Here is a 24,503-nt window from a genome sequence, read left to right on the forward strand (position 1 = left end):
TGGAAAAGTGAAAGTTAATCGGGAGTTTTTTGAGAGGTTGGATCAAAGAAAAAAAGGTATTATTTGATTGAGAACAGGTGGCAGACAGGAATGCGCTTGATGGTAATTCAAGAGAATATAGGTTCAAATCCTATCCTGTTCTTTTTGTACTTTCTTTTTAACTATTTTTGTTTTATATTTATGTTATAGGATTAGAATGATAGAAAGAAAGGAAATGTGTAGATGTTAAAAAACGTTGATATAAAAAATCTTTTTGGAGAAAAAAATGTTCATTTACAAATGGATAAGAACATTCTAATTATTACAGGAGATAATGGAAATGGTAAGACAACTATTTTGAATATTCTCTACAGTATCTTAGTGGGTGATATAAACGATTTATTCGATTTCGATTTCAAAACAGTAGATATAACATTTAAAAAAGAATATGAGTTGTTAGAAAAAATAACTGTTAAATGTGAAAAGAAAGCACCTTTTAAAAGTCTTTCTATTAAATATTATATGGAAGACAGAGAGGACATTTTATTTGTTTTTTCAAAAATGAATTCTTTTGATGAAAACCAAATCGCGTTATTACGTATAGAAGCTAATCAAAAAGTTTGGGACTTTGAGATGGAGGATTCACCGCTATATTTCGATACAGTCGAACAACTAAGTGATGTTGTTGACGGAATAGGAATGTTTGATATCTGGGATGTGCTACAAAAAATAAAAGAGTCAATTCTATATTTTCCAACATACAGGAGAGTGGATATAGATATGGAGGCGTATTTGGGATATCCAATAGAATCTATATTAGGACCGCATAATCATCAAAATCCCTATTCTATTGAAAGAAAAAGACCAAGAAATCGCAGGGTGGTTGGTATTTCTAATGACGACATAGTAAATAATTTGGAAACATACACACAAGAAATAAATGAGTTTGTATCAGAAAATTTAGATGACTTATTGAAAAGTTTTGTAAAAGAAGTTATAAAAATTATTATGGATAGCGATGGGACCATAGAATTGTTTCGATCTGCTCCAGAACGAGGAATTTTTGATATGTTGGCTAATTTAAATTCTACATTGGAATTGAAAATAGATGAAGATGCTATTCATAGTTTTTCAGTGGATTATCAAGAAAAGAATAATGAAGCAAGAGAAATAATGAAGGAATTGAAAGAAAAAAATCAAACTATAGAAGATGTAGATTTAGATGATATTGAAGTGAAAAGACTCATTTTTAGGCTAATGGACTTGCAAGATACTGGAACAACTTATCTATCTGTACTTGAAAGTCTGTATCAAAATTACCAAAATAGACTCACTAATAAGTTAAAAAATTACAAATATATATCTGATAATATATCTAAATTTAGCAATGGGAAATTGAGTTTGGATAGACATAAAAATAATGAATTTACAATTAGAAAAAACGGAAATAAAATAAATTTTGGGAAGCTTTCAACTGGAGAAAAACAATTATTTACTTTTTTCGTATACTGCGCACTCCATTTGCCAACCGATGAACCTTCTTTAGTCATTATAGATGAACCTGAACTATCGTTACATCCCAAATGGCAAAACACACTTCTCAATAGTCTAACAGAAAAGAGTAACATTTCAATACTAACGGCTACTCACTCACCATATGTTATTAATAAGTCTTTAAAGTCCAGTGTGTTTAAATTAGTGGAGGAACAGTTTTGATGAGTAAGCATGAAAATTTAATTCAAGAAGGAAGTTCTATACCACGAACTTTGGAAATTGATGAAATAGGCTTGGAATTTTTTGATATTCCTATTTCTCAAAATATTCTTTTAGTTGAAGGTGCAGATGATGAGACAGTTATTGAGACATATTACAGGTTATTATCAAAAACTCCGCCCTTTGAAATTAGAAGAGCATCAATACTGGATGAAGATATTGTTTTCGATGGTAAAAGAAATGCTATAGAAAGTTATAATAATATGAAAGATAAATTTGGAGTCAATATAAAAGTATTACTTGATAGGGACTATGATTTTCTCTTAAATGATAATTTAGTAGATGAAAATGTATTTTATTACGATTATTTCGAATTAGAAAATTATTTGTTTGATGATGAAATTTTTGAACAATTTCTAGTTTGTTCTTACCCAAAAAGAGAAAAGTATGAACTGAATGATATTTTGCAAAAAATTAATCAATTTGATATAAATGAAAACTTTATATACTTGTATCATCTTAATATATTTCGAGAACTTCATTTTAAGGGAGATACTAATACGAAATTGATTAAACCTCAAGAATATGCATTATTTTGTTCTAAAATAAATATAGAGCCTATAATAAATGGGAAGATACCAGAAGCAGTTGGTCGAACAATAGACGAGAGGTTGATTAATTACATTACTTCCAATTTAGATAAGATACAACAAAATCTTTTTCCAAATATAGTCTCAGAGGTATGCTCTCAATGTTTATTGCCCACAAATATTTTTGAACTATTTAGGTATTACTACAAAGGTAAAATTGTAAACAAAAGTGTTGAAGCAATATTTTCCATAGTTCTAAATTCAAAGTTAAAATGTATAGCTTCAGTAAAAGAGATTCTTTATAGACAATGGATACCAAAGTCAGAAAAATTCAATTTAAAATTAAAAATGATAGAAGAGTCTTTTTGATATCATTCTACTTGAGCTGAGGATACAGATAATAAAAATAATAAAGAAGGCTGATTTTTCAACCTTCTTTATTATTTTTTCAACTCCCGTTGCACCTCTTTTAGTCATTTTTGGCTTCCTCCATTATCTTTTTTAATTCTGTTAATGTTGTATCACGCTTTATTTCCTTTGTTGAAAAATCAGATAACTTATTCACTTTCTTAAAGAAATATTTAGTCACTTTTTCTTCAATCGTTAATTCAAAAATATGAAAGTGATCAGCTTGTTCAATAGGGAATGCAGTGATGTAATCCCGTGTACTTCTAGAGTTAAACGTCCAGATGTTATAAACAATATCATCAATAAAAACTGGATTAGCCGATAATTTCCGAAAGGGTTTTACATTCTTCTTATAGAAATACTGATAAGCAGAAGTTACTTCTTTTAAATGAACTGTTTTTACATATCTCATAACTATCACCTTGAAAAAGATTATACGAACATTTGTTTGGTTTGTCTAGCATGAGATATTTCACGAAAAGAAATGTTCTAATGTTTGTCCTGCCGTTTATGTTATTTTAAAAAATAATATTAGTAGCATAAAAGTAGCAAACATTATATAACATTGTATAATAATAGCTATATTAAAACAGATTAGAAATGAAAAATAGCTAGAAAATACAAGGTTTTACAACAATAAGGCGTTATATTAAACACTAAGCAGGTGCCACCATGTGTCTGTATAAATATTGATTGGTCAGGGCTTAGAGCCCTTTTTATTTTGCTAAAAAGTACAAAAGGGGTAAATGAGGGGCAAAAAATTATAGTTCAGCTTCGTGAACTTTCCTAAAAGTTGAAGAACTTGATATTTTCGTTCTTTTTGTTTTCAATCTACATTGTTAACCGTTTCTGTTTCTGTTAAAATAGGTATAATCAAATAAGCCTTTTTAGGTTTAAGTTTTTGTTTAGCACATCTTCGTTCTTAGTCGGGCAGGGGATGTGTTTTTTTATTTAACTTTTTCGTATGAGATTATAAATGACCCCGTAACACTCTTTACGTTTATGATTTTAAGAACTAATGTATCTCCTTTTTCTACTTTAGGATTATCAGTAGAAACAAAATTCAAATGTTCACCAGCTTGGATGTTGTAGCCAAACGCGCTATCTGGAACTAATTCAGCAACATTAACCTCAACCGTTTTACCCTCTAAATCTTTTCCCTCATTCAAAGCTGTTTCTGCATCTGCTTCACTATAATCAGGTTTTACCTCTTTGGATTCACAGCCTACCAATAAAATAAGTAGAAACCCCGTTACTAAAACAGTCCAAAATTTTTTCATTTAAACTCTCCATTCCGTGTTATAATATTTTTGCAACATACTATAATATGAGACTAATCAGCTTTTGCGGAGCTGGTTAGTTTTTTTACTATCTTTTCCATTGAGCGATTAATATTAAAATAATTTTTTAATTCTAAGAGAAGTTATTAGGTCAGTTTTCAACTTTTTAATTATTTCAGCAGGCGATTTGCTGATAGGAATAGTATACCAAAAAAACAAGCTGTTGGGAGGAGGCAAATAACAAGAAAGTAATATTGAGAAAAGTTATTAAACTACTTCAACCATGATTGCCAAAAGAAGGAGCAAGATGCTAATTTATGAGATTCTTGAGACAATCACTAATTTGAAGAAGAACAGCAAAATCAAAAATGACTTTGCTGCCCTTAAGTGTATATTAGTACCAGAAAAGTGGTACTTTCACAGTAGTATTTGCTCTAAAATGTTTTTCCGCCATTTGTTCACGGCTATAGTAGTCTTTTGATGTTGCTTGCAGTTCTAATTCAATGTAGGTAGCTTCTGCAGGAATATTCTCAATCGTTAATTTATTGCCGTCCATTTGAACACTGATATCGGCACTATACTCTTCATTTTCATTTCTTGCAGTTCCTGTAGCAGATTTATCTCCATCGTTAAACTGAACTGAGTATTTTACAGGGTGTTCCATAACTACTTTTTTCTCTGTTCCACTAACAGCAACAGAATCAATTTCGACTGGTACGCCTGTGTTTGTATCAAACCAAATTAGTTCATTTAAGTTTGATACTGGAGTTAAATCCAAAACTGGAAAATGATAAAAGTCTAAGCTAGTTAGTTTAGTAAGGTTTTTCACGTAAGAAATATCTTGAACCGAATAAGTGGTTTCATCTTCGGTCCAATAGCTGTAGCATTGAAGCATCTCTAAATTCGTTAATTTCCCAAGAGGTCTAAAATCAACTGCAACTTGTTTCCCTTCCTCAGAAGTACTGGCGCCAAATACTAGGTATTTCATATTCTTCGCATATTGAATCCCATCAATCGAGCTCGCTTCCCAAAAAGAAAAGCTTTCAACTGTTTCAAGTTGTTTTGCTGTTGGCAGCTCGTCCTCTATGACAATTTTCTCGCCAGTTTCCGGATCATAAGAAGCTGCTCGGACTAGTTCCTGTCTTAGCTGATCATCATGGATATAGATTTTCTTCTCGCTGGCGCCAGAAAGATGTCCTCCAATAAGTAAGCTGCCTAAAATTACTGTTGTTGCCAAACCTAACGTTCCCCATTTTTTCAAGTTCATAAAATCTCTCCTTTTCATTAATATATTGTTATTTTATACTATTATTCAATAGATAGCAATGCACTCAAAGAAATATAAGGATAACTTTAGTTATTTTATGAATCGCTTTCAGATTTATTTTAATTTCTAATTGTTTTTGAAATGGTAAAGCATGGATTATCTCTTAATTTTGAAAGAAAAATGTATTTATTTTACAGAATAGAATTACGAAAGTACATAAAAAAACAAACTGTTTCTCAAATAAATTTTGATAAAAAGCAGTTTGTTTAAGGTCTTGAAATATGATTATTCAGAATGACATTTTTGAGTAATAGGATTTGAAAAAAAGCTATTGATTCAATTCCTCATCAGGCAGCTGAGAGACAAGCTCAGAAAGCACTAAAATTTTTTCTTCTAATTTCTTTTTCAATACATCGATTTCTTCTTTAGAAAGTGTATGTGTATCATTTTCAAGAGCTTCTTCTAGTTTCAACCCTTGTTTTCTTAGCTTTTCAGCAGAAGTCATTGTTTTTCCCATAGCAAGAATATTATAAGTCTCTGGCTTATCAATGAAGCCTTGCAGCTCTGCTTCGATCTTGTCGAATTCTGCTGTAGCATCGTCAACTAAGTTGTAGATGTCTTCATTATTCATTTGTTTTGCATCTAATTCATCAATATCTTTGCCTACATTTTTGTAATCAATTAAGTCCATATAGCCTTCTACATCAAGAGTTTTTGCAACTGTAAACAGCTGGTAACCGCCAGCAGAAGCTGAGACTAGCCCGATGAGCAGTACAATCAAGCCTGATAAAATCTTTTTTCGTCGAACAGCAAGAACAATTAGCATAATCAATCCAATAATCAGCAAAAAAGCACCAACACCAGTGACGCCTAACCATATAAAAACATCTGTTCCTTTTTTTAAATCCATTATAAGCTCCTTAAAATAAATGATTTGTCTGCATCCTAAAATAGGAGATTGTCTATCATAAATTGTAATCCTATTAAAAAAAACAATCAGACCTTTTCCATTATAACAGAAAAAAGTAAATGAAAAATTATTTTTTTGTCTTATTGTAAGTGATTTTTTAATGTTTTGTTCAAAATAAGCAATATAATAATTTATTTATTAAATAAAATTATTCAAAAAAGATTGTAAATCATGCATAATGCATTATTTTATGGTGTTCAATCATGTTATACTATAGTTAAAATTTAGAAAGAGGTTATTTAGATGAAAAAGAAAAAATTAGTAGCGGGGTTGGGCGGCACTGCGTTGATGTTAAGTGTGGTCATTGGATTTTCAGTAGTGAAGGCTAGTGAAGATTATGTGGCTGTGCCAAGCCAAGGAGTAAGGGAAGCGTTGTTGGGAGATGAGTATTCTGGTTACAGGTCAGTAATGACAAGTGAAGAAATTGCCAATTTTGAAGAGTTTAATTCTTTGCCAAAAGATGTATTCTCAAGAGAGCAACAGAATGAGCAAAATGAGATGCAGGTCGTCAATGGAGATTCTTCTAGCTTAGAAGGATTACAGCATGCATCCAATTTAGACTATTTAGATTATGAAGGAAGTTTACTTGATGCAACACCAATTAGCAAGCTATCCAATTTAAAAACATTGAAACTGAACCTAACAGATAAAAGTGTTGTTCCTTCGCTTGATTTTCTAGAGGAATTGGAAAGTCTACAAAGCTTTGAACTCCATCAATATCAAGGAATTGGTGGTATTGTTCCTTCTGATCTCTCTGCTTTGGAAACGTTTGAAAATCCTGATAAGAAGTTTGAAGCATTAGTCAGTGTTGATGGTACCCTAGCTTCGCAAGTAAGGCTTAGCCGAAATAATCCCAATCATGCGATGTATTTACCAGTAAAATTACCTCGACAAATGGAGACTGGTGAGCAAAGTATTGTGGTTCATGATCAGGAGTTTGGTTATGAGGAAATGGATGCTGAAGGGGAGCCGACAGGGAAGTTGATTTGGGAAAATATTCCGGAAGAAACTGAGTATTTACACATTTCGGTTTGGATAGAAACACCAGATGAGATGAGAGACCATTTCTTTGTTAAATTCTGGGGACAAATGAAAATTCCAATTGTTTGGCAGGATTAATCATTGAAAAGATAAATGTTAATGACTGACGAAATAGATTTTAAATTATCCAAATAACTCCGCAAAATAAGGAACAAAGGATACTGTTTCTGCTGGAGGAGTAGTGATAACCAGCATGGAAACTATACTTTTTATTTCTATAGTTCAAGGAATAAACAAAAAATATAAGCCGTCAGATATTTTTGATATCTGGCGGCTTATTACTCGATAGTTGAATTGATAATCATTACATTCCTTGGTTTTCATCACTAAATTTAGAAAAGACTTTTATTACTCGTTCTACTGGTTTAAATACTCAGCAATCACAACTTCGTTATTATCCGGATCTTTTAGACGAAGTTCGTAGGTACCCCAATCAAATTTTTCCGGGGGATCGAAGACAAGCCCTTTTCGTTCTAATTCCAAACAAGTGTTGTCAAGGTTGTCACATACAAAGACAAAGGACATAGCTCCGGTAACAGGCGCATCCCACTGTGCTGCATCCCAAATACAAATGGAGGGTGCATCCTCAATAAAACCAAGATAAACACCATTGTAATCATCACAGTCTGTTCTCAACATAGGTATTTCCAGTGTTTCACAATAAAATTTTATTAGTTCTTTTGCATTTCTGGTGAAAATATTAGTACAATAGAAACTGTTTACCATATTGTCCTCCTTCGAGTTTAAGACAGAATGAAGTGTCCAAACTCTGCCTTCTTTAAAATCCGTGTTAGTTCAATTATATCAGAGTAAAAAATGAAAATAAATGACTGTATGTTTATTCTATTAAACTATACTAGTTCATAATATAATTGGTTTTGTATATAGTCTGAAGAACATGGCAGAAGTATCTTACTCGAAAAATAAGGTAGAATTCTTAAAATAGAATTAAATTATCATTTTTTATTTTTTTATGTTAAAAAGCATTTTATTTATTTCTTTAAGAAATTTATAATATTCTCATAAGGAAGGGGAGATAGAATGTTAAGAGCAGAAAAAATAAATAGTTGGGCAAGTATTTTGATGAAGCTGTTGCGATGGCAAGTGTTGATTGTGATTCTTGGCGGTTTGCTTATACTGCCAGTACGGGGAAACACAGAAGCTTTGGATAAAGTGGATATTAATTATGCAGCACGAGAAGACTTAGAATTGATAACTGGTATAGGATCGGTTATCTCAGAAAGAATTGTGCAGGGAAGACCTTATGAATCCTTGGATGAGTTGATGAAGGTGAAGGGAATTGGTACCAAGACTTTAGAAAAAATCAAAGCTCAGGATGTAGCATTTGCAATCAAAGATTCAGAAACAAAAACATACAGAGAATGGCTGGGAAATGATGAGCTGGCAAAAGCTGTCTTGCGTATAGCTGATTACAATCTAGAGGAGAGAAGAAAAGAATTAGATTGGGAGATTACTTATAAAGAGTTAAGAGAAACTCATAGCCTTGACTTTTATTCGTTATCTAGCGATTTTCTAGGACAGGAATTGTTTGACAAACTTTATTTATTGGGTAATGTTTCAAGTATCCTTTTACAGTCTAATGATAAGTTAATAGAAGGTGATTTTAGTTACTTTAAGAACTTACGAAAGTTAAATCACCTGACCTTGTCTCAATTTGCTGGTGTGGGTGAAAATGGTAAAAATCTCTTTAAATATACTCCGAATCTTGACAGAATCGATTTTGAGTGGGCGAATTTCGCTACTGATGTGAGTAAAGAATTTATAGATAATATGTCTACCTTGAATAAACTTGAGTATTTGACACTATTCTATTCCTATTTTCCAAATCCTGATATTTTCTTAAAATTGAAGAGCTTAAAAGTATTAGATGTTACTACTTCATTTTTTTATCTGCCGCTAGATAAAGGAATAGATATTTTTGGTTATTTAGATAAAATGCCGAAACTAGAAGCAATTCGCTATGCGAACTCTGGCATTAATACTCAAGATATGTTGGGAATTATCGATGATTTAAATATACCCAATATTCATTTTGTGAATGATTGGTTCGAAGAAATTAAAGGAAATCCAGATGCTTATTTATCAATTAGATAGTATTGGTAAATAATAGTTTATCTTCTTGATTAGGCAAATCCCACATATAACAGAGCACAAGGTGCACTCAAAAACTATACGGAGACTTATTAGTTAAGCAGCTAGTATAAAATCGTTATTGAACAGGATTATCAGTCAATTATTTTTTTGATGATACTGACTGGCTCCAATTCTAAGCTTGCAAATTTTAAAAAGTAACTAGCCTTTTTTGCTAAAAATTCTTGCTGTTCGATGTTTGTTTAGAGAGTAGCGAAAAGAAAGGGTTTAGGCGTTTACTCATGCCTAAACCCTTTCTTTATACTGAATCCGAATAATCCATCCTATCTTTTAGAGCCAAACGTCTTTATTTCAAACGATTATCGAGTGGTCGTTCTTGCGTACACGTACTTGTGTTTTCTGTTAAGTGTAACCGCAGTAATTGCAGTGATTGAAAGTAACGAACCGACAGTAATTAGTAATTTCATGGGCAGCAATCCTTTCATGTTTAGAGTACACCTCAGTTTTGCCTCTATGGGCAAATTTGGGGTAAATATATATTAAACCCTTATGGAAAGGGAGTTTTCTACGTGGACGGTAGGATTCGAACCTACACCTCTAGGGTTGAGAACAAACATCCTGTTTAATGCCTCATGAGAGTTAAAACACCACGTTCATCCACTTAATAGTAAGCTCTCTATACAATTTTAATAGTTGGGGTTTTGTTTCCGGCTTTCTTTATAAATCTTGAAGACAAAACCCAAAAAAGAAAATTCAAATCCTTGAAACAGCCCCTTTCGTATTTGCTGAGTTAATCATAACCAAACAAGATTAAATGGAACATAAAAAACTTAGAAGAAAAAAATACTTTTCATGAAGGAATTGTGAACTGTTTAAAGAAAGCGTTAAACAGTTGAAAAAACACTAAAGAAATCCGAAAAGAGACGCCAATAGCTGCTGTGAGAAAAAAAAGAGAAGTGGGAAAAACAGCTCTTTAGTATACACAAAGGGTGCGATTCTGTGCTAAAATAGGAGGAGTGTTTTTATTTATATGTGTTTATCAGGAGGAAGACGATGAAAAAGAAATTATTTTTAGCGATGACGTTGATTTTCGGTGTATTAGTGATTAGCGGCTGCTCAAATAATAGCGATAAGAAATCGGATAAAATGATAGAAGTGACAGTTACGCTCTTAAAGGATCAAGAGGATTTTGCTCATGAAGTTCTTGAAGTTGCTGAGGGAAGTACGCTCATGGAGGTAATGGAACAGGAATTTGAGGTAGAGGAAAAGCAAGGGATGATTACTTCTATTGAAGGCGTAAAGCAGGATGAAGCTGCAGGCTACTATTGGGTGTATACAATTAACAGTGAAACAATTAATACCGGAGCTAAAGAAACAAAACTGAAGGCCGGAGATAATGTCGAATTCTTTTATGAGAAAATTTAGGATAAGCGATAGCCCGTTTTCCATCAGAGAGATTGCTTATTTGTCCTTAGTTATTGCTGCCTGTGTAGTCGGCAGGCTTGTCTGTCAGCCGCTGCCGAATGTACAGCCGCTGACAGCAATATTTCTGATTATTACGATTCAACTGGGTTTATCAAGAGGAATGATTGTTGCTCTTCTGTCTGTTTTGATTACTAATTTCTATTTAGGCATGGGTATATGGACATTTTCGCAGCTGTTGAGTTATTTCTTTATTCTCTTGATCGTTATGGTACTAAGTCGATTTAAAGAATTCAGAAACAGCTATTTCCTCCAAAGCTTATTTAGTTTTTTAGCGGGTTTTCTTTATGGGTTGATTATCTCGTTCATTGATGTTCAGGTTTACGGCATGCCGGCTTTCCTGCCGTATTATTTACAAGGTATCCCCTTTGACTTCATGCATGGGATTGGGAACCTGATTTTTTACTTAATCTTAGCACCAGTATTTATTCGACTGCTGCAAAATAGAATGAACAGTTGAATAGATTAGAAAATAAGCAGCCTACCTAAATTCAGGTAAACTGCTTATTTTTTTTTGGCTGAATAGTGTTAACGATGCTCTCAACTGGACTTGCAAAGCTAGTTCAGCTTATTATTTTTTAGTTTATGAATGGCTTCATAAACAGGTGTAACATAAAGTGTCCGCTGATTTTCGTAAATCACATAGCCGGGTTTTGCTCCATTAGGCTTGTGAACATGCTTCACTTGAACATAATCAACTGGAACCTGAGCAGAAAGCCGGAATTTTGAATAGTAGGCTGCTAATAAGGCTGCTTCATAGAGTGTTTCTTCACTTGGTTCAGCATTTCGAATAATGACATGGGAGCCTGGAATATCCTTCGCATGAAGCCAATAGTCGGACTTTTTAGCCGTTTTTAACGTCAACTGATCGTTTTGTAGATTATTTCTTCCGACTAAAATTGTATCCCCAGCTGATGAAATGAAGATTTCCGGTTTACTTGGCTGCTCTTTTTTCTGCTTCTTTTGTCGTTGTTTTTTTACGTAACCCTGACTAATCAGCTCTTCTCGAATCATACCCAAATCGATAGGGGTAGCTAGTTCTAACTGGGAAAGGACAGATTCGAGATAAAGAATTTCCTGTTTAGTTTGTTTTATCTGATCTTGAATAATACGTACACCATTTTTTAGTTTTTGATATTTTTGGAAATATTTTTGTGCATTTTGATTGGGCGACAATGCCGGGTTTAATTTAATAGTGATAGGCTGATTTTCTTCATAATAATTTTCTAAAACTACTGATTCGCCGCCTTTGGGCACCTGACTCATAAAGGTTGTCAAAAGCTCGCCGTCTCGCCGGAAAGTCTCGGCATTTTCTGTATCGGCTAAGGTTTTTTCCAGCTTGATCAGCTTGCTTTGATTTTTCTTCCGTTCGTTTTCTATTTTTCGGATGAGCTCGCCGCCCTGCTGTTTGACACGGTCCTTTTCTGCTTTGCCGCTGTAAAAAGCATCCAGCAGTGAGCTAAGTGAGTCGAACTGTTCTTTTTCACCAAGTAAGCTGTCATAGGCAAGTGGAGTAAAAAATTCTTTTTTCTCTGTTTTTGTTAGTGTGGGAGTAGGTTGCTTTAGTTTTTTCCAAAAGTTTTCCCAGATTACCATTTTATTATTTGGCTGCTGTTTCATTTGAAAGGCAAGCTCTTCGGCAGTGTCTCGGCCAAGACCTTGAAAATGCTGCTGTAGATACGTGCTGTTCAGTTCTTCAGCAATAGACAGTAGTTCGAACACCTTTTCTTTAGAAGCGGTAAATGGATTTACTTGATTTTTTGCAGGTGGCGCAAGATAGTCTGCTCCGGGAAGAAGGGAACGATAGCTGTTTTGAGAGCTGCCGATATGTTTGATAACATCCAATATCTTGCCGCTGTCCTGATTCATTAAGACAATGGTGCTGTGACGTCCCATCAGCTCAACGATTAATAAAATATTTTGTAAATCGCCCAGTTCATCTCTTTTTGAAAAGGAAAAATGAATGACACGGTCATTTTCAATTTGACGAATCCCGTCAAGAATAGCGCCATCTAAAAACTTGCGGAGCATCATAACAAAATTTGGTGGTGAATCTGGATTGTTATAGACCATCTCTGTCAGCTGTATACGTGCATAGCTGGGATGGGCAGAAAGCAAAAGCTTATGATTTTTTCCATGTGAACGAATAACCAGAACAACCTCATTTTCATAAGGCTGGTGAATCTTAGAAATTCTTCCAGATAGAAGTGTTTCTGATAGTTCTTGAACAATTGTATGTGTAAAAACGCCATCGAAGGACATGTTATTTCCTCTTTTCTATAGTCCGTAATACTCCTATTATAACGAATACTTCCTGATTAATAAAGAAGTTGCCTAAACAAGCTTCAGTTGAAAGAGAATAGAAAGAAGCAGCAAATAGTATTATAAAAAAATTTGAACTGATTGTGTGCGTTTTCTTTTTAAAAAAGAATCAGTTATAATAGGTATAGACTGATTTTAGGAGGATGACTAATGGTAAAACGATTAATTAGTGCAAGCTACAGTGAGGTTGTAAAAATGTCAGCAAAAGAGCTGAAGCAATCAATTAAAGCCAGCGAGGGAAGGACGATCTTATCTGAGAACGTGGTAATGGCTTCTCCTCAGGCGGGAGATATTACAAATGCTGAGGTAGCTGCTTCGTTTGGTGCTGATCTAATTTTATTAAATGTTTTTGACTGTTTTAATCCAATTATTCAAGGCTTGCCTGGAATGACACAGGAAAAGCTAATGGATTATTTACAACATCCGGAGCATAATAATGAAAATCCAGTAGCTGAGTTGAAAAAACTGGTAGGACGTCCAGTAGGAGTCAACTTGGAGCCTGTGGATGAAAACTCTCCGATGTTCAGTGAGAAGCTGGATATTTCCAAAGGTAGAATTAGCTCTAAAGAGGCGATTCAGCGTGCAGAAGAGCTGGGAATGGACTTTATCTGTCTGACTGGTAATCCAGGTACTGGTGTAACAAATAAAGAAATTGCCAAGGCTGTAGCTGTGGCAAAAGAGAATTTTTCAGGCTTAATTATTGCCGGAAAAATGCACAGTGCGGGTTCAGATGAGCCGGTTGTTTCTCTTGAAGCTGTGGAGGACTATGCAAAAGCTGGAGCCGATATTTTATTATTACCAGCGGTTGGGACCATTCAAGGCTTTACTGAAGAAAACCTGAAGGAAGCGGTAGCTATTGCTAAAAAATATGACTTATTGACCATGTCTGCTATTGGTACGAGTCAGGAAAGTGCCAGTAAAGAAACGATTCGTCAAATTGCATTGACGAATAAAATATGCGGAGTGGATATTCAACATATTGGCGATGCCGGCTATGGCGGATTAGCACCAGCTGAAAATATTTATGAAATGTCTGTGACAATTCGCGGAATGCGGCATACCCTTAATCGGATTGCCCGTTCAATTAACCGTTAAAGCGGATTGAAGCAGATACGACATATGTCCCTTATCCAGAACACTTGATTATTAAAGTGTTCTGGATAAGTTTTTTTTAGTTAGAATTTTTAGCTCTTTTAGCTGATTAGAATCTGTTCCTATTCTTCAAATCGTGTTTGACAGATCGATGAAATTGGAATATCATTAATTGTGAATAAAAAAATAATTTGGTTCATTAATTATAGGAGGGAAATTTTGAGTAGAGGGCCTAAAGGATTTTCTGATGAAGAGAAGCAGGTGCTGAAAGAAAAATTGTGTCAGGAATGCGAGCAACGTTGGGCTAGGTTTGGCTATAAAAAAACCAGCATTGGTGAACTGACTGCAGCTGTGGGAATTTCTGCAGGAGCATTCTATCTACTTTTTTCTTCAAAGGAAGAGTTTTTCTTTGAAACACTTTTAACCGTTCAGAATAGACTCAAGCAGAAAATTCTATCAATTATTAAGGAAGAACAAGGAAAGTCTGGTTTTTTAAAGGCGCTTATCTGGCATTTTAAAGAATATGAACGTGCACCATTTCTTTATGATTTTGGTTCACCCGATTATTTGGCATTTTTAAATAAATTGTCAAAAGATAAAATTGCAGAAATGCAGGTAGATGGAAAAGCGTTCTTTTTTGAAATCGTTGAGCAGTGCGGGTTGGATATGAAAATAGATGAAGAGAAGGTATATGCTGCTGTCAGCACTCTTCTTTACACCGTGGAATTGAAAAAACAAACAGATTTTGCGTCAGAAGAAATATTTGAGCTCTTATTGAACAGTGTAATAGACCACCTATTTAAATAATAGAAGGCGGGGATAAGAAATGGAGAAGAAAAAAACAAAATCAATGTTTCGTGTACTGGAAGATACGGAAAAAATAGTCAATGCTTCGACTGGCATGAAAATCAGGCTGCCGAAGCCCGGCAAGCGTTCGCTAGAGATTAGTACAGTAACGAACAGTGCACTTGGTGTAGGCTTAACGGTATTCGGCTTGTGTACACCGCATAAATGGGCGATTCTTTTAGGTGCTGCCAGTATAGCTGGCGGGATTATCACCTATCAGGAGGCGAAACGGATACAAGAAACTTGAATAACAAGTAAATAAAAAATGTCTGGTGCAGGTTTTCAAACACCAGACATTTTTAGTTTTTTATAGAGCAGCTTGAAAATCAGACAAACTGATAATCAGCTTTTCCAGACGTTGTGCTGCTTCTTTTGGCAATGCATCGTAGCCTTCAGACTGCAGTTCTTTTGATTGAATAAAAGATAAGCGGTCACATAGACGAGTTTTGAGTTTCTTAAGATAGTCTGAGCTGCCAAAATCCGGGAGATGTTCTTCCAATTGAAGATAAGATATATCTGAAAGCGGCAGAAACGGTTTGAATACAGCATTATTTTCCACAATCTGATTGATACAATGCAAAGTTTGCTGAGGCGTCACTTTATTTCCATTAAAATAGCCAGTATTAAGGATATAGCAATCAGTTCCCAGTTGGAATAATTGCTGGAAATCCTGATAATCTTCAGCTAGAGGATAGCATCTGAACGGGTTGGCAAACGGCTCAATTACCAGCTGTTCGTGATCAATACCCGAGGCAAGGTTTTCTGCACTAGATCGTTTGGTCGCTAATGTTGCACCAAACAAAGCAGCCAGCACTGGGTCATTTATTTTTAAAATAGGCGGAAGACTGTCATCCTTCATAATCCAATAGACGGCATCGATTTTTTCTGTGAAGTGATTTTTTCGGTTAGGTGTTGCATGTCTTGATTTGACCGTTCGCCCATTTCCGTTACGGATATCTTCGGTGACTAATACTTTTCTGCCGGAGTCATCTAAGGTCACGCCGATATTTTGACAGGTTAGAAAGTAGGAAACGGCTGGATCAGCCATCGGATAATCCTGTGTTTTATCAAAATAGGCAGGTTCAAGTGCTGTAGATGATCCGTCGGTTTTTGAAATAATAAAAGCATCATCGTGAAGAACCGTTGCAGGCAGCTGGTCGTTGTATTTTGCCAGTGTAATTGTTGATTTACCTGAACCTGATAAACCGAAGGCCGCCATTGTATAACTGTTTTCTTCTAAACGGTACTGCTTCATTCCACCGTGACAGGCGATATAGCCGTTCCGATGAGCAATTCCCCAGGCGAGAGTTAAAATTGCTTTTTTCAGCTCACCAAAGTAACGCAGTCCAAGAACTGCTGCAGTGTTGTGAAGCGAATCAAAAAGTACCAATCCATGAGGAAAATCAGGGTGAGTCCACTCTGGATCAGCTAATAAATAAATATCTCCTTCATCATAAGAAGTGGAATCGGCATACTTATTTTTATACTGCGTATTAGCTATTTGGAAGTTTAGCAGCCAGCTGTATAGATTTCCTTCAAATCCTTCTGGAAGCAGTAAGTGACTGCGAATCATAAAGCTGCTGTCGAGACCTACGATAGCAGAAGCATGATAGCAGCTCTTTTTCCCGATAGTATAGCCAGCTTCTCTTAAAATAGCGCTATAATAGTCCTCATCAATCCCCGGCTGTCCAATTATTCTGCGAGCGATAGCGGTTCGGCCAACTACCTGACCGTCGTTGGTCACTAGTACACGACAATTTGACGGCAGCTCAAGCGATTCCGGCTGGAAAACTGGTAGATCCGTTACGATTGTTCCCGAAGCATGATAGGCAAGAGTATAAGCCTGATTCAGTGTTGTGACTGGCGTCACATTGTTCCCGTAAAAACAGGTTTCAATGGTGTTTCTTATTTTTGAAAACAAAGGATTTTCCTTACGAATATCTGTAATAGAGAGTTGATTAATAGAACTCATAAATAACACCCCTTCTCTCAGTTTTATTTATAGTGTATCACATTTCCTTTTAGAGTGTATGCGTTTTCTTGGATAGAATTGTTTAGTTTTGCTAGGCAAAAAAACAAACTATTAGTATAATGGAGAAAGAAGTAATAAAGGAGAGAATAAGTTGGAAAAAAAGTTTGATACGATTAAAGATAAAGTGAACTTAACCAATAAAAATCAACAGCTGTATATTAGATTGGGCATTGCTTTAGTTCTTTGTGTAGTAGGTTTGATTTTTATTGTTCCCCGAGTTCAGGCAAATATTCGTTCTTCCCAGGTTGAATCTTTGGTTAAGATTGATTTGCCGGGAAAAAAGGCTAGCTTTGCTGATACAAAAACGATTGATAAAGAGATAAAAGAAAGCCGGGCAATGACGGTTGTGTTCACACTTCCCAGCGGAAGAACCTATGACCAGATGATTTCTCTTTTTAAAGATGAAGAGACGATGAAGACCTTTAGCCGCAGTTTGACTATCTATCCAATCGTATATGATGCATCTAAGATTGAAAAGAAGTATAATGTAAAGAAAGAAGAGACAACAGCCATCTTCTTTGAAAATGGTAAAGAGAAAAATCGTTTTTCTGTAAATGAAAACATGGACGTGAAGACAGCTTTGATTCCGGAGTTAAATCAGCTGCCCCTGGCGAGTGTTGATACAAATGATCAGACACAAGCACAGCCTGAGGCTCAGACGGAAGAACAAACGAATCCAGCTGCATCGTCTGAAACAGCAGAACCTGTTCAAAACCAAGAGCAATTGGAGCAGGAAAAACTACAGTCAATACAGTAAACAGAAAGAGGGGATTAAGATGAGATTTCTAATTTTATTCGCTTTAGGTATTTTCTTTTTAATGAACACTCAAAAGAAAGCTGTACCTGTATACGTAAGAAGTGGTTCACGTGATCGTTACTGAGTGGAAGCAGAAAGCCGCAGTTTTATTAAAGCAAAAGAGGGTTCTGAAACCAAAGGAGCCCTCTTTTAAGCAGTCCGAAAAAAGAAAGGTGTACTTAAGCAAGCGTGTCCGCTTAGTCCCTTATGATACGGTACGTTCAGAATCTCTTGGCTGGTATCAGGATACAGAGAGTATGAGAAATATAGTTGGAGTAGCAACAGCTTATGATCAAAATAAAATCAGCCAAATGTACGACTGGCAAAATAAAAACGGCTTGCTTTATTATATAGAATGTTTGGAAGAAGGACAGTTCCGAACAGTAGGGGATGTCTGGCTTTCAAAAGATGATTATGCAATAGTGATAGATGAAGCGTATAGAAACCGGCATATTGGCCGACTGGTAACAAAGTATTTTATCTATAAATCAAAGAAAATGGGCAGAGAAACCATGATTGTAAGAGAAATTTTTAATTGGAATAAGGCTTCTCAGAAAATGTTTACAAGCTTGAAATTCTACCCTTTTAAGGAATATAAGAATAGCTGGAGTTATCGAAAGAAATTGACATCACTATCAGACAAACGAGAGTAATGGACCTTGTAGACAGTTATTTTAGTAGGAAAAATTTGAATAACATCATAGAGCTTGAAGCACATGCAGGAACTTCCTGATGCTGTCTCAAGTTTTTTTTGAAAAAGGGAAGATAAAGCGAACGATTTGGACAGCTGGCCGGAAGGGACTGGGCAAAGGACCGCCATTTCATTGTTGTCTGCGGTTACTCGACACAGTCTAGGTCATGTAAGTGCCATCTGCGTTTACTCGTTGTAGTTTAGAGATGTTATGTGTTACTGTTCCACCGTTTATTTGGATTTGAGCATCCTAGAAGCTTGGAAATTAAGTTATGTCCCAGACTCTTTCATCAGTCCGCTGTTTTTACAGCCTTTGAAAAAAATGTAAAATCTTATTGACAACTCCTGTTGAAATAGGATAAACTACGAGTATCAAAAAACTAGGAGGAATCAAACATGAATCAATTATCTATCCAAATGAACTATTCATGGCAAAACTGGCGTAGATGAGTTGTATGTGTGATTCTTTCATAGATACAACTTTAGAAGACAAATTCTAAATTTTGTATCTATGCTGGCTTTTATTTAAGATGACTAAATAATAAACCACATAGGTCGATATCTATGTGGTTTTTGTGTATAAGCAGCGACCGCACCATTTAGGGTTTGTCGCTGCTCTTTTTTTATTAAAAAATAAGAGTTTTTGTGTATAAATATGCGGGGATATTCTAATGAGGAGGAAAAAAGTATGAAATCAAAACGATTAATGATTGTAATAGGCGGGATTCTTTTGTTTTTAGCTGGTTCATTTTTTACTGAGAAAAAAGAAGAAAAGGTAGAGGATATTCCTACAGTGGGCGTGCTGCAGTTTGTCAGTCACCCTGCATTGGATGAAATCTATCGGGGGATTCAAGAGGGATTAAAGGACGAAGGATACGAGGATGGAAAAACAGTCAAGATTGTTTTTCAAAATGGTCAGGCGGATCAGAGTAAGCTGACAACAATGAGTCAACAATTGATTCAGAAAAACTCTGATTTATTGATTGGCATTGCCACACCAGCAGCTCAGGCTCTGGCGAACAGCACAGAAGACCTGCCGATTGTTTTAGGGGCGATTACCGACCCTGTAAGTGCAGGCTTAGTAGAGAGCAATGAGAAGCCGGGACGGAACATTACTGGAGTAAGTGATAAGTCTCCTGTTGCTTCACAATTTGAGCTGGCTGTTTCACTGCTGCCAAAGGCAAAAAAAGTAGGGATACTCTATTCATCTGCTGAGGAAAATTCCAAGTATCAGGCGGCAGAAGCAGAAAAAGCGGCTCAAGCTGTCGGGCTAACCTCAAAATCTTATGTAGTTCCTTCCAGTAATGAGATTGCTCAAACTGTTCAGGTGATGGCTGATGAGGTTGATTTCATTTATATTCCAACGGATAACACGATTGCGAATGCCATGCAGACGGTAGTTAGTGAAGCTGATAAAACAAAGACACCGATTATTCCATCTGTTGATACAATGGTGACGGAGGGCGGTTTGGCAACAGTTGGCATCAACCAATTTGAGCTTGGGGTTCAAACAGGGAAGATGGCAGCCGATATTCTGTCAGGGAAATCTGATCCGGCAACAACGCCGATTTATACATTTACGACTGGAGATATTATTATCAATGAAGCGCAGGCAGAAAAATTAGGGGTGACAATTCCTCAAAATATTCTGGAACAAGCAAAAAAGACAGATGACGAAACTGACTAGTATTTTTCTGTGAGTGAAGCATAAAGAGGTTGTGATAAAAGTGTTTAACTCCGAGAAATAAGAAGGATAATCCGAAAATGGCTCCTCATATTTTTGAGATTATTCTGCTTATTTCCGAAAGAGCTGCTTTTGGAGCACCGTTTATTCAGTTTTAAGGGACCGAGACAAACTTATGTCACAGCCTCACAGTAACTGACAAATTGAAGAATGGAGTGGGATAAATGATTGTATCAGCAATTGGTCAAGGGATGTTATGGGCTATTTTAGGATTAGGAATATTTATGACTTATCGTATATTGAATTTTCCAGATATGACAACAGAGGGGTCCTTCCCCTTAGGAGGAGCAGTTTGCGTGACTGCTATTACAAATGGTATTTCTCCAGTTTTTGCCACATTATTAGGTGTGGCAGCAGGAATGTGTGCTGGGCTGGTAACTGGGCTGTTATTTACTAAAGGAAAAATTCCAGTGATTTTATCCGGGATTTTAGTAATGTCAGGGTTAAACTCAGTGATTTTGTACGTCATGCAGACGCCAAATCTGTCATTGCTAAACCAACCGAAAATTCAAGATATATTTGCTTCATTGAAGCTTCCAAATTATTTTGATATTGTATTCCTTGGAATCTTTGTACTAGCAATAATTATTGGCTTTCTGTTATTTTTCTTTAATACTGTTCTAGGTCAGGCCTACATTGCTACAGGAGATAATGAAGAAATGGCTCGGTCCATTGGAATCAAAACGGATAAAATGAAAATTCTAGGTTTAACGCTTTCCAATGGCATTATCGCTTTATCAGGTGCATTGATTGCTCAAAATGATGGGTACGCTGATGTAAACAAAGGAATCGGTGTAATTGTTATCGGCTTGGCCTCCATTATCATCGGTGAGGTGCTTTTCGGTGAATTGACCTTCGCTGAACGTTTAATGGCAATTATTGTGGGCAGTATCATTTATCAGTTGTTGATTCTTGCAGTTATAAAACTAGGCTTTGACACGACGTATTTAAAAATCTTCTCTGCAGGAATTTTAGCAGTATGTTTGATGATTCCTCAGCTGAGAAAAGCCTTGAATCTGCAAATTGGTTCTGAAAAGGAGGAGAAAAGATGAGTGCAATCCTAAAAATCGAACACGCAAAGAAAATAATCAATAATGGTATGCATGAACAAAAAATAATCCTAAATGATGTTTCTCTTACGATTAATGCGGGTGATTTTATTACAGTGCTTGGCGGTAACGGAGCTGGTAAGAGCACGTTGTTCAATAGTCTTGCCGGAACACTCAGCCTTACAAGTGGGAAAATTGAAATCAGCGGGCAAAACATTACCTCTGCTTCAGAGGAAAAAAGAGCCGAATTTTTTTCCCGCGTCTTTCAGGACCCAAAACAAGGTACGGCTCCGCGGATGACCGTAGCGGAAAACCTGTTGCTGGCTTTGTACAGAGGAAAAAAACGTCCGTTTAGAAATAGAAAACTGAATGAACAGCGGCAGCTGTTTGTTGAAATCTGTGGAGAAGTGGGGAATGGTCTGGAAGAACATCTGGACACACCTACTGGACAGTTGTCGGGCGGGCAGCGTCAGGCGTTGAGCTTATTAATGGCAACTCTGACGAAACCCCAGCTATTGTTGTTGGATGAGCATACAGCAGCACTGGATCCTAAAACCTCTAAACAGCTGATGAAGCTGACCGACCAAAGGATTAAAGATGGTGGACTTACCTGTTTGATGATTACCCATCGTATGGAAGATGCTCTGCGTTACGGCAATCGGCTGATTGTTATGCAGAAAGGCAAGATTGTACAGGATTTAAGCGAGCAGGAAAAAGCAAATTTAACCATGAAGGATTTACTGCTCTTCTTTGAAGAAGAGCCAGAGGAAATAGCTGTTGACTAGTGGAAAAGGCGGCAGAAAGTTCGGGATTTGACTGAAGTCCCGAGCTTTTATTTTGCCTAAATGTGGCTAGACAGGCGAAATAGAAGCAGTATAAACGTAGTTGTCTAAAGGTATTATTCGTGTAGTTCTCTTCGTTATATTAAACAAATACATAATTTTTTGAGAGATTGAAGAACAGTTGGAAATTAGTTAAATAATAAAAAGGTGAACCAGCAGCGTAAATTAATTATATTTTGTCCCTACAACACACTCTTTTGAACCAAACGGCTGGAAATAAGAATTGATAGAATTAGTTTGATTCTATCATATACTAGTCTAATTAGATGTTTGCTTGAAGACAGTATTCTTCTCATGTTAAAATGGCTAACAGTGAAAACGGATAGGAGACAAAAAGATGACGGATAGTCTGAATGTATTAAAGGAAGTTTTTGGCTACGATGAATTTAGAGTAGGACAAAAAGAAATCATTGATCGTGTGCTGAATAAAGAAAATGTCTTGGGAATCATGCCTACTGGGGGTGGGAAATCAGTTTGCTATCAGCTGCCGGCTCTTTTGATGGATAATTTAACACTGGTTGTTTCCCCCCTTATTTCGTTAATGAAGGATCAGGTGGATGCTTTAAATCTGATGGGAGTTCCTGCGGCATTTATAAATAGTACATTATCCTTTCAAGAGATTAATCAGCGAATTCAGCTGGCTGTAGATAAAAAAATTAAACTATTATATGTTGCGCCTGAAAGGCTGGAATCAGTTGAGTTTCAACAGCTGTTGACTCATGTTGAAATCGATTTGCTGGCAGTAGATGAAGCCCATTGTATCTCCCAGTGGGGCCATGACTTTCGTCCCAGTTATTTGAAAATGGCGGAAACAATTCAACAATTTCAGCAAGAGCCTTCGATTATTGCTCTAACTGCGACAGCAACACCTCAAGTGGCTCAGGACATTCTTGAGCAGCTGCATATTCCAAAGGAGAATCAGATTTCAACCGGTTTTGCTCGGGAAAATTTGTCCTTTCAGGTGATTAAGGATCAAAATAAAGATGTTTTCCTTTTAGAATACTTAAAAATGAACAAAAATCAGTCTGGAATTATTTATGCCAGTACGAGGAAAGAAGTGGAACGGATTTATCATTTACTAAAAAGCAAGCATGTTTCTGCAGGAATGTATCATGGCGGAATGAATGAGCTTTTGCGCAATGAAAATCAGGAGAAATTTCTCTTCGATGAGCTTCAGGTAATGGTTGCTACTAATGCCTTTGGAATGGGAATTAACAAGAGCAATGTCCGCTTTGTAATCCACGCCCAGATTCCGGGAAATATTGAATCCTATTATCAGGAGGCTGGGCGGGCAGGAAGAGATGGTCTTCCTAGTGATGCAGTCCTGTTTTATGCGCCGCAGGATTTACAGATTCAGCAATATTTTATTGATCAATCTGAGTCTTCAATTGAGTACAAGCAGAAGGAATACATGAAGTTGAGGGAGATGTCTCAATACGGCAATGCACAAATTTGTCTGCAAAAGTTTATTCTGCGCTATTTTGGCGAGAAGGGCGAAGACTGTATGAAATGCAGCAACTGTCTGGATGAGCGGGAACTGGTAGACATTACTGTGGATACCCAGAAGGTTCTATCCTGTGTGAAAAGAATGGGCGAGCGCTTTGGCAAAGGGCTGGTGGCTAAGGTGCTGGCGGGGTCGAAGGATCAAAAAATTGACCAATGGGGCTTTGAAAAGCTGCCGACCTATGGCTTGCTGAAGGAGCGGACACAAAAAGAAATCAGTCAGCTGATTGATTATTTAACAGCAGAGCGCTATCTTACTCCTTCTGATGGACAATTCCCTTTGTTATCAGTTTCCAATAGCGGTGTTCTGGTTTTGAAAGGCGAAAAGCAGGTCTTTAGAAAAGAGAATCAGAAGATACGTACAGTGACTGTGGATGATGGCTTGTTTGAAGCTTTGCGCGCTTTACGTTCAGATTTAGCTCAACAGGAAAATGTTCCGCCATACTTAATCTTTTCCGATAGTACCTTGAAGGAATTTTGTGAAAAGCTGCCGAAGAACCCGATTGAATTTTTGCAGGTTAAAGGTGTAGGACAGAATAAACTGGATAAATATGGGGAAGTATTCATCCAAGCGCTTAAGGAGTATCAAAGTGCTGAATAAAAGAATAGTAATGGTATGAGTTGATGTTAGCAGTTTTTTTTGTTTTCTGATACTATGAATAGGATATTTTCCTGTAATAGACATAAAGAAAAGACCGTGTACAACAAGAAATTTTGAATTAGCCTGAACAGACAGCAGCGGAT

At 36.2% G+C, this 24,503-nt stretch carries 22 protein-coding genes and 2 tRNA genes; 16 read left to right on the plus strand and 8 right to left on the minus strand.

Annotated features, from left to right (window positions below; translation table 11 throughout):
• Positions 1-71 precede the first annotated feature (71 nt).
• The 3 genes from ACPWSO_RS02950 (at position 72) to ACPWSO_RS02960 (ending at position 2,651) form a co-directional block, all read left to right on the plus strand.
• Positions 72-142, plus strand: a tRNA-Tyr gene (locus ACPWSO_RS02950).
• A gap of 80 nt (positions 143-222) precedes the next feature.
• A complete protein-coding gene (locus ACPWSO_RS02955; protein ID WP_426081309.1) occupies positions 223-1,695 on the plus strand; it encodes an AAA family ATPase in 1,473 nt (490 codons plus the stop codon).
• A complete protein-coding gene (locus tag ACPWSO_RS02960; RefSeq protein WP_426081310.1) occupies positions 1,695-2,651 on the plus strand; it encodes a hypothetical protein in 957 nt (318 codons plus the stop codon). The genes ACPWSO_RS02955 and ACPWSO_RS02960 overlap by 1 nt, the downstream gene beginning before the upstream one ends.
• A 100-nt stretch (positions 2,652-2,751) precedes the next feature.
• Here the strand turns inward: ACPWSO_RS02960 and ACPWSO_RS02965 are convergent, their stop codons facing one another.
• The 4 genes from ACPWSO_RS02965 to ACPWSO_RS02980 form a co-directional block, all read right to left on the minus strand.
• Complete coding sequence (locus tag ACPWSO_RS02965) at positions 2,752-3,102, minus strand: hypothetical protein (RefSeq protein ID WP_426081311.1); 351 nt, start codon at positions 3,100-3,102, stop codon at positions 2,752-2,754.
• A 535-nt stretch (positions 3,103-3,637) separates the two neighbouring features.
• Positions 3,638-3,970, minus strand: a complete 333-nt coding sequence (locus ACPWSO_RS02970) for a hypothetical protein (RefSeq protein ID WP_426081312.1) — start codon at positions 3,968-3,970, stop codon at positions 3,638-3,640.
• Positions 3,971-4,364: 394 nt separating this feature from the next.
• Positions 4,365-5,237 carry a hypothetical protein gene (locus ACPWSO_RS02975; protein WP_426081313.1) on the minus strand — a complete coding sequence of 291 codons (873 nt, stop codon included), beginning with the start codon at positions 5,235-5,237 and terminating at the stop codon, positions 4,365-4,367.
• A gap of 328 nt (positions 5,238-5,565) precedes the next feature.
• Positions 5,566-6,147 carry a hypothetical protein gene (locus tag ACPWSO_RS02980; RefSeq protein WP_426081314.1) on the minus strand — a complete coding sequence of 194 codons (582 nt, stop codon included), beginning with the start codon at positions 6,145-6,147 and terminating at the stop codon, positions 5,566-5,568.
• A 303-nt stretch (positions 6,148-6,450) separates the two neighbouring features.
• Between ACPWSO_RS02980 and ACPWSO_RS02985 the strand changes: the two genes are divergently transcribed.
• The gene (locus ACPWSO_RS02985; RefSeq protein ID WP_426081315.1) at positions 6,451-7,326 is read left to right on the plus strand and encodes a hypothetical protein; all 876 of its coding nucleotides are present in this window, start codon (positions 6,451-6,453) and stop codon (positions 7,324-7,326) included.
• 279 nt (positions 7,327-7,605) lie between these two features.
• Here the strand turns inward: ACPWSO_RS02985 and ACPWSO_RS02990 are convergent, their stop codons facing one another.
• The gene (locus ACPWSO_RS02990; protein WP_426081316.1) at positions 7,606-7,974 is read right to left on the minus strand and encodes a VOC family protein; all 369 of its coding nucleotides are present in this window, start codon (positions 7,972-7,974) and stop codon (positions 7,606-7,608) included.
• Between the two features lie 315 nt (positions 7,975-8,289).
• Between ACPWSO_RS02990 and ACPWSO_RS02995 the strand changes: the two genes are divergently transcribed.
• Complete coding sequence (locus ACPWSO_RS02995) at positions 8,290-9,363, plus strand: ComEA family DNA-binding protein (RefSeq protein WP_426081317.1); 1,074 nt, start codon at positions 8,290-8,292, stop codon at positions 9,361-9,363.
• 565 nt (positions 9,364-9,928) lie between these two features.
• On the opposite strand, the gene ACPWSO_RS03000 is transcribed toward ACPWSO_RS02995, so the two are convergent.
• Positions 9,929-10,021, minus strand: a tRNA-OTHER gene (locus ACPWSO_RS03000).
• 392 nt (positions 10,022-10,413) lie between these two features.
• Between ACPWSO_RS03000 and ACPWSO_RS03005 the strand changes: the two genes are divergently transcribed.
• Both ACPWSO_RS03005 and ACPWSO_RS03010 read left to right on the plus strand, forming a co-directional pair.
• Positions 10,414-10,785, plus strand: coding sequence for a DUF4430 domain-containing protein (locus ACPWSO_RS03005; RefSeq protein WP_426081318.1), 372 nt, complete (start codon positions 10,414-10,416; stop codon positions 10,783-10,785).
• Positions 10,757-11,302 (plus strand): ECF transporter S component, encoded by a 546-nt coding sequence (locus tag ACPWSO_RS03010; protein WP_426081319.1) that lies wholly within the window; start codon positions 10,757-10,759, stop codon positions 11,300-11,302. Before ACPWSO_RS03005 ends, ACPWSO_RS03010 begins: the two co-directional genes overlap by 29 nt.
• 98 nt (positions 11,303-11,400) lie before the next feature.
• On the opposite strand, the gene efbA is transcribed toward ACPWSO_RS03010, so the two are convergent.
• Positions 11,401-13,104 (minus strand): fibronectin-binding protein EfbA, encoded by a 1,704-nt coding sequence (gene efbA, locus ACPWSO_RS03015; RefSeq protein WP_426081320.1) that lies wholly within the window; start codon positions 13,102-13,104, stop codon positions 11,401-11,403.
• Between the two features lie 210 nt (positions 13,105-13,314).
• On the opposite strand from efbA, the gene ACPWSO_RS03020 reads away from it, so the two are divergent.
• The 3 genes from ACPWSO_RS03020 (at position 13,315) to ACPWSO_RS03030 (ending at position 15,349) form a co-directional block, all read left to right on the plus strand.
• The gene (locus ACPWSO_RS03020; RefSeq protein WP_426081321.1) at positions 13,315-14,259 is read left to right on the plus strand and encodes a haloacid dehalogenase-like hydrolase; all 945 of its coding nucleotides are present in this window, start codon (positions 13,315-13,317) and stop codon (positions 14,257-14,259) included.
• A gap of 216 nt (positions 14,260-14,475) precedes the next feature.
• On the plus strand, positions 14,476-15,063 hold the full coding sequence (locus tag ACPWSO_RS03025) for a TetR/AcrR family transcriptional regulator (protein WP_426081322.1): 588 nt from the start codon (positions 14,476-14,478) through the stop codon (positions 15,061-15,063).
• A gap of 19 nt (positions 15,064-15,082) precedes the next feature.
• Positions 15,083-15,349, plus strand: a complete 267-nt coding sequence (locus ACPWSO_RS03030) for a hypothetical protein (RefSeq protein WP_426081323.1) — start codon at positions 15,083-15,085, stop codon at positions 15,347-15,349.
• Between the two features lie 60 nt (positions 15,350-15,409).
• On the opposite strand, the gene ACPWSO_RS03035 is transcribed toward ACPWSO_RS03030, so the two are convergent.
• Positions 15,410-17,074 carry a phosphoenolpyruvate carboxykinase (ATP) gene (locus tag ACPWSO_RS03035; protein ID WP_426081324.1) on the minus strand — a complete coding sequence of 555 codons (1,665 nt, stop codon included), beginning with the start codon at positions 17,072-17,074 and terminating at the stop codon, positions 15,410-15,412.
• Between the two features lie 151 nt (positions 17,075-17,225).
• Between ACPWSO_RS03035 and ACPWSO_RS03040 the strand changes: the two genes are divergently transcribed.
• From ACPWSO_RS03040 to recQ, 6 genes are all read left to right on the plus strand, one after another.
• On the plus strand, positions 17,226-17,891 hold the full coding sequence (locus ACPWSO_RS03040) for a hypothetical protein (RefSeq protein WP_426081325.1): 666 nt from the start codon (positions 17,226-17,228) through the stop codon (positions 17,889-17,891).
• Between the two features lie 110 nt (positions 17,892-18,001).
• Complete coding sequence (locus ACPWSO_RS03045; protein ID WP_426081326.1) at positions 18,002-18,583, plus strand: GNAT family N-acetyltransferase; 582 nt, start codon at positions 18,002-18,004, stop codon at positions 18,581-18,583.
• A 726-nt stretch (positions 18,584-19,309) separates the two neighbouring features.
• Positions 19,310-20,308, plus strand: coding sequence for a tryptophan ABC transporter substrate-binding protein (trpX, locus tag ACPWSO_RS03050; RefSeq protein ID WP_426081327.1), 999 nt, complete (start codon positions 19,310-19,312; stop codon positions 20,306-20,308).
• A 221-nt stretch (positions 20,309-20,529) separates the two neighbouring features.
• Positions 20,530-21,417, plus strand: coding sequence for an ABC transporter permease (locus ACPWSO_RS03055; protein ID WP_426081328.1), 888 nt, complete (start codon positions 20,530-20,532; stop codon positions 21,415-21,417).
• The gene (locus tag ACPWSO_RS03060; RefSeq protein WP_426081329.1) at positions 21,414-22,199 is read left to right on the plus strand and encodes an ABC transporter ATP-binding protein; all 786 of its coding nucleotides are present in this window, start codon (positions 21,414-21,416) and stop codon (positions 22,197-22,199) included. Before ACPWSO_RS03055 ends, ACPWSO_RS03060 begins: the two co-directional genes overlap by 4 nt.
• 394 nt (positions 22,200-22,593) lie before the next feature.
• Complete coding sequence (gene recQ / locus ACPWSO_RS03065; protein WP_426081330.1) at positions 22,594-24,360, plus strand: DNA helicase RecQ; 1,767 nt, start codon at positions 22,594-22,596, stop codon at positions 24,358-24,360.
• Positions 24,361-24,503: the final 143 nt, after the last annotated feature.

It is taken from the genome of Enterococcus sp. LJL51 (assembly GCF_049894025.1).
Classification (GTDB): Bacteria; Bacillota; Bacilli; order Lactobacillales; family Enterococcaceae; genus Enterococcus_L.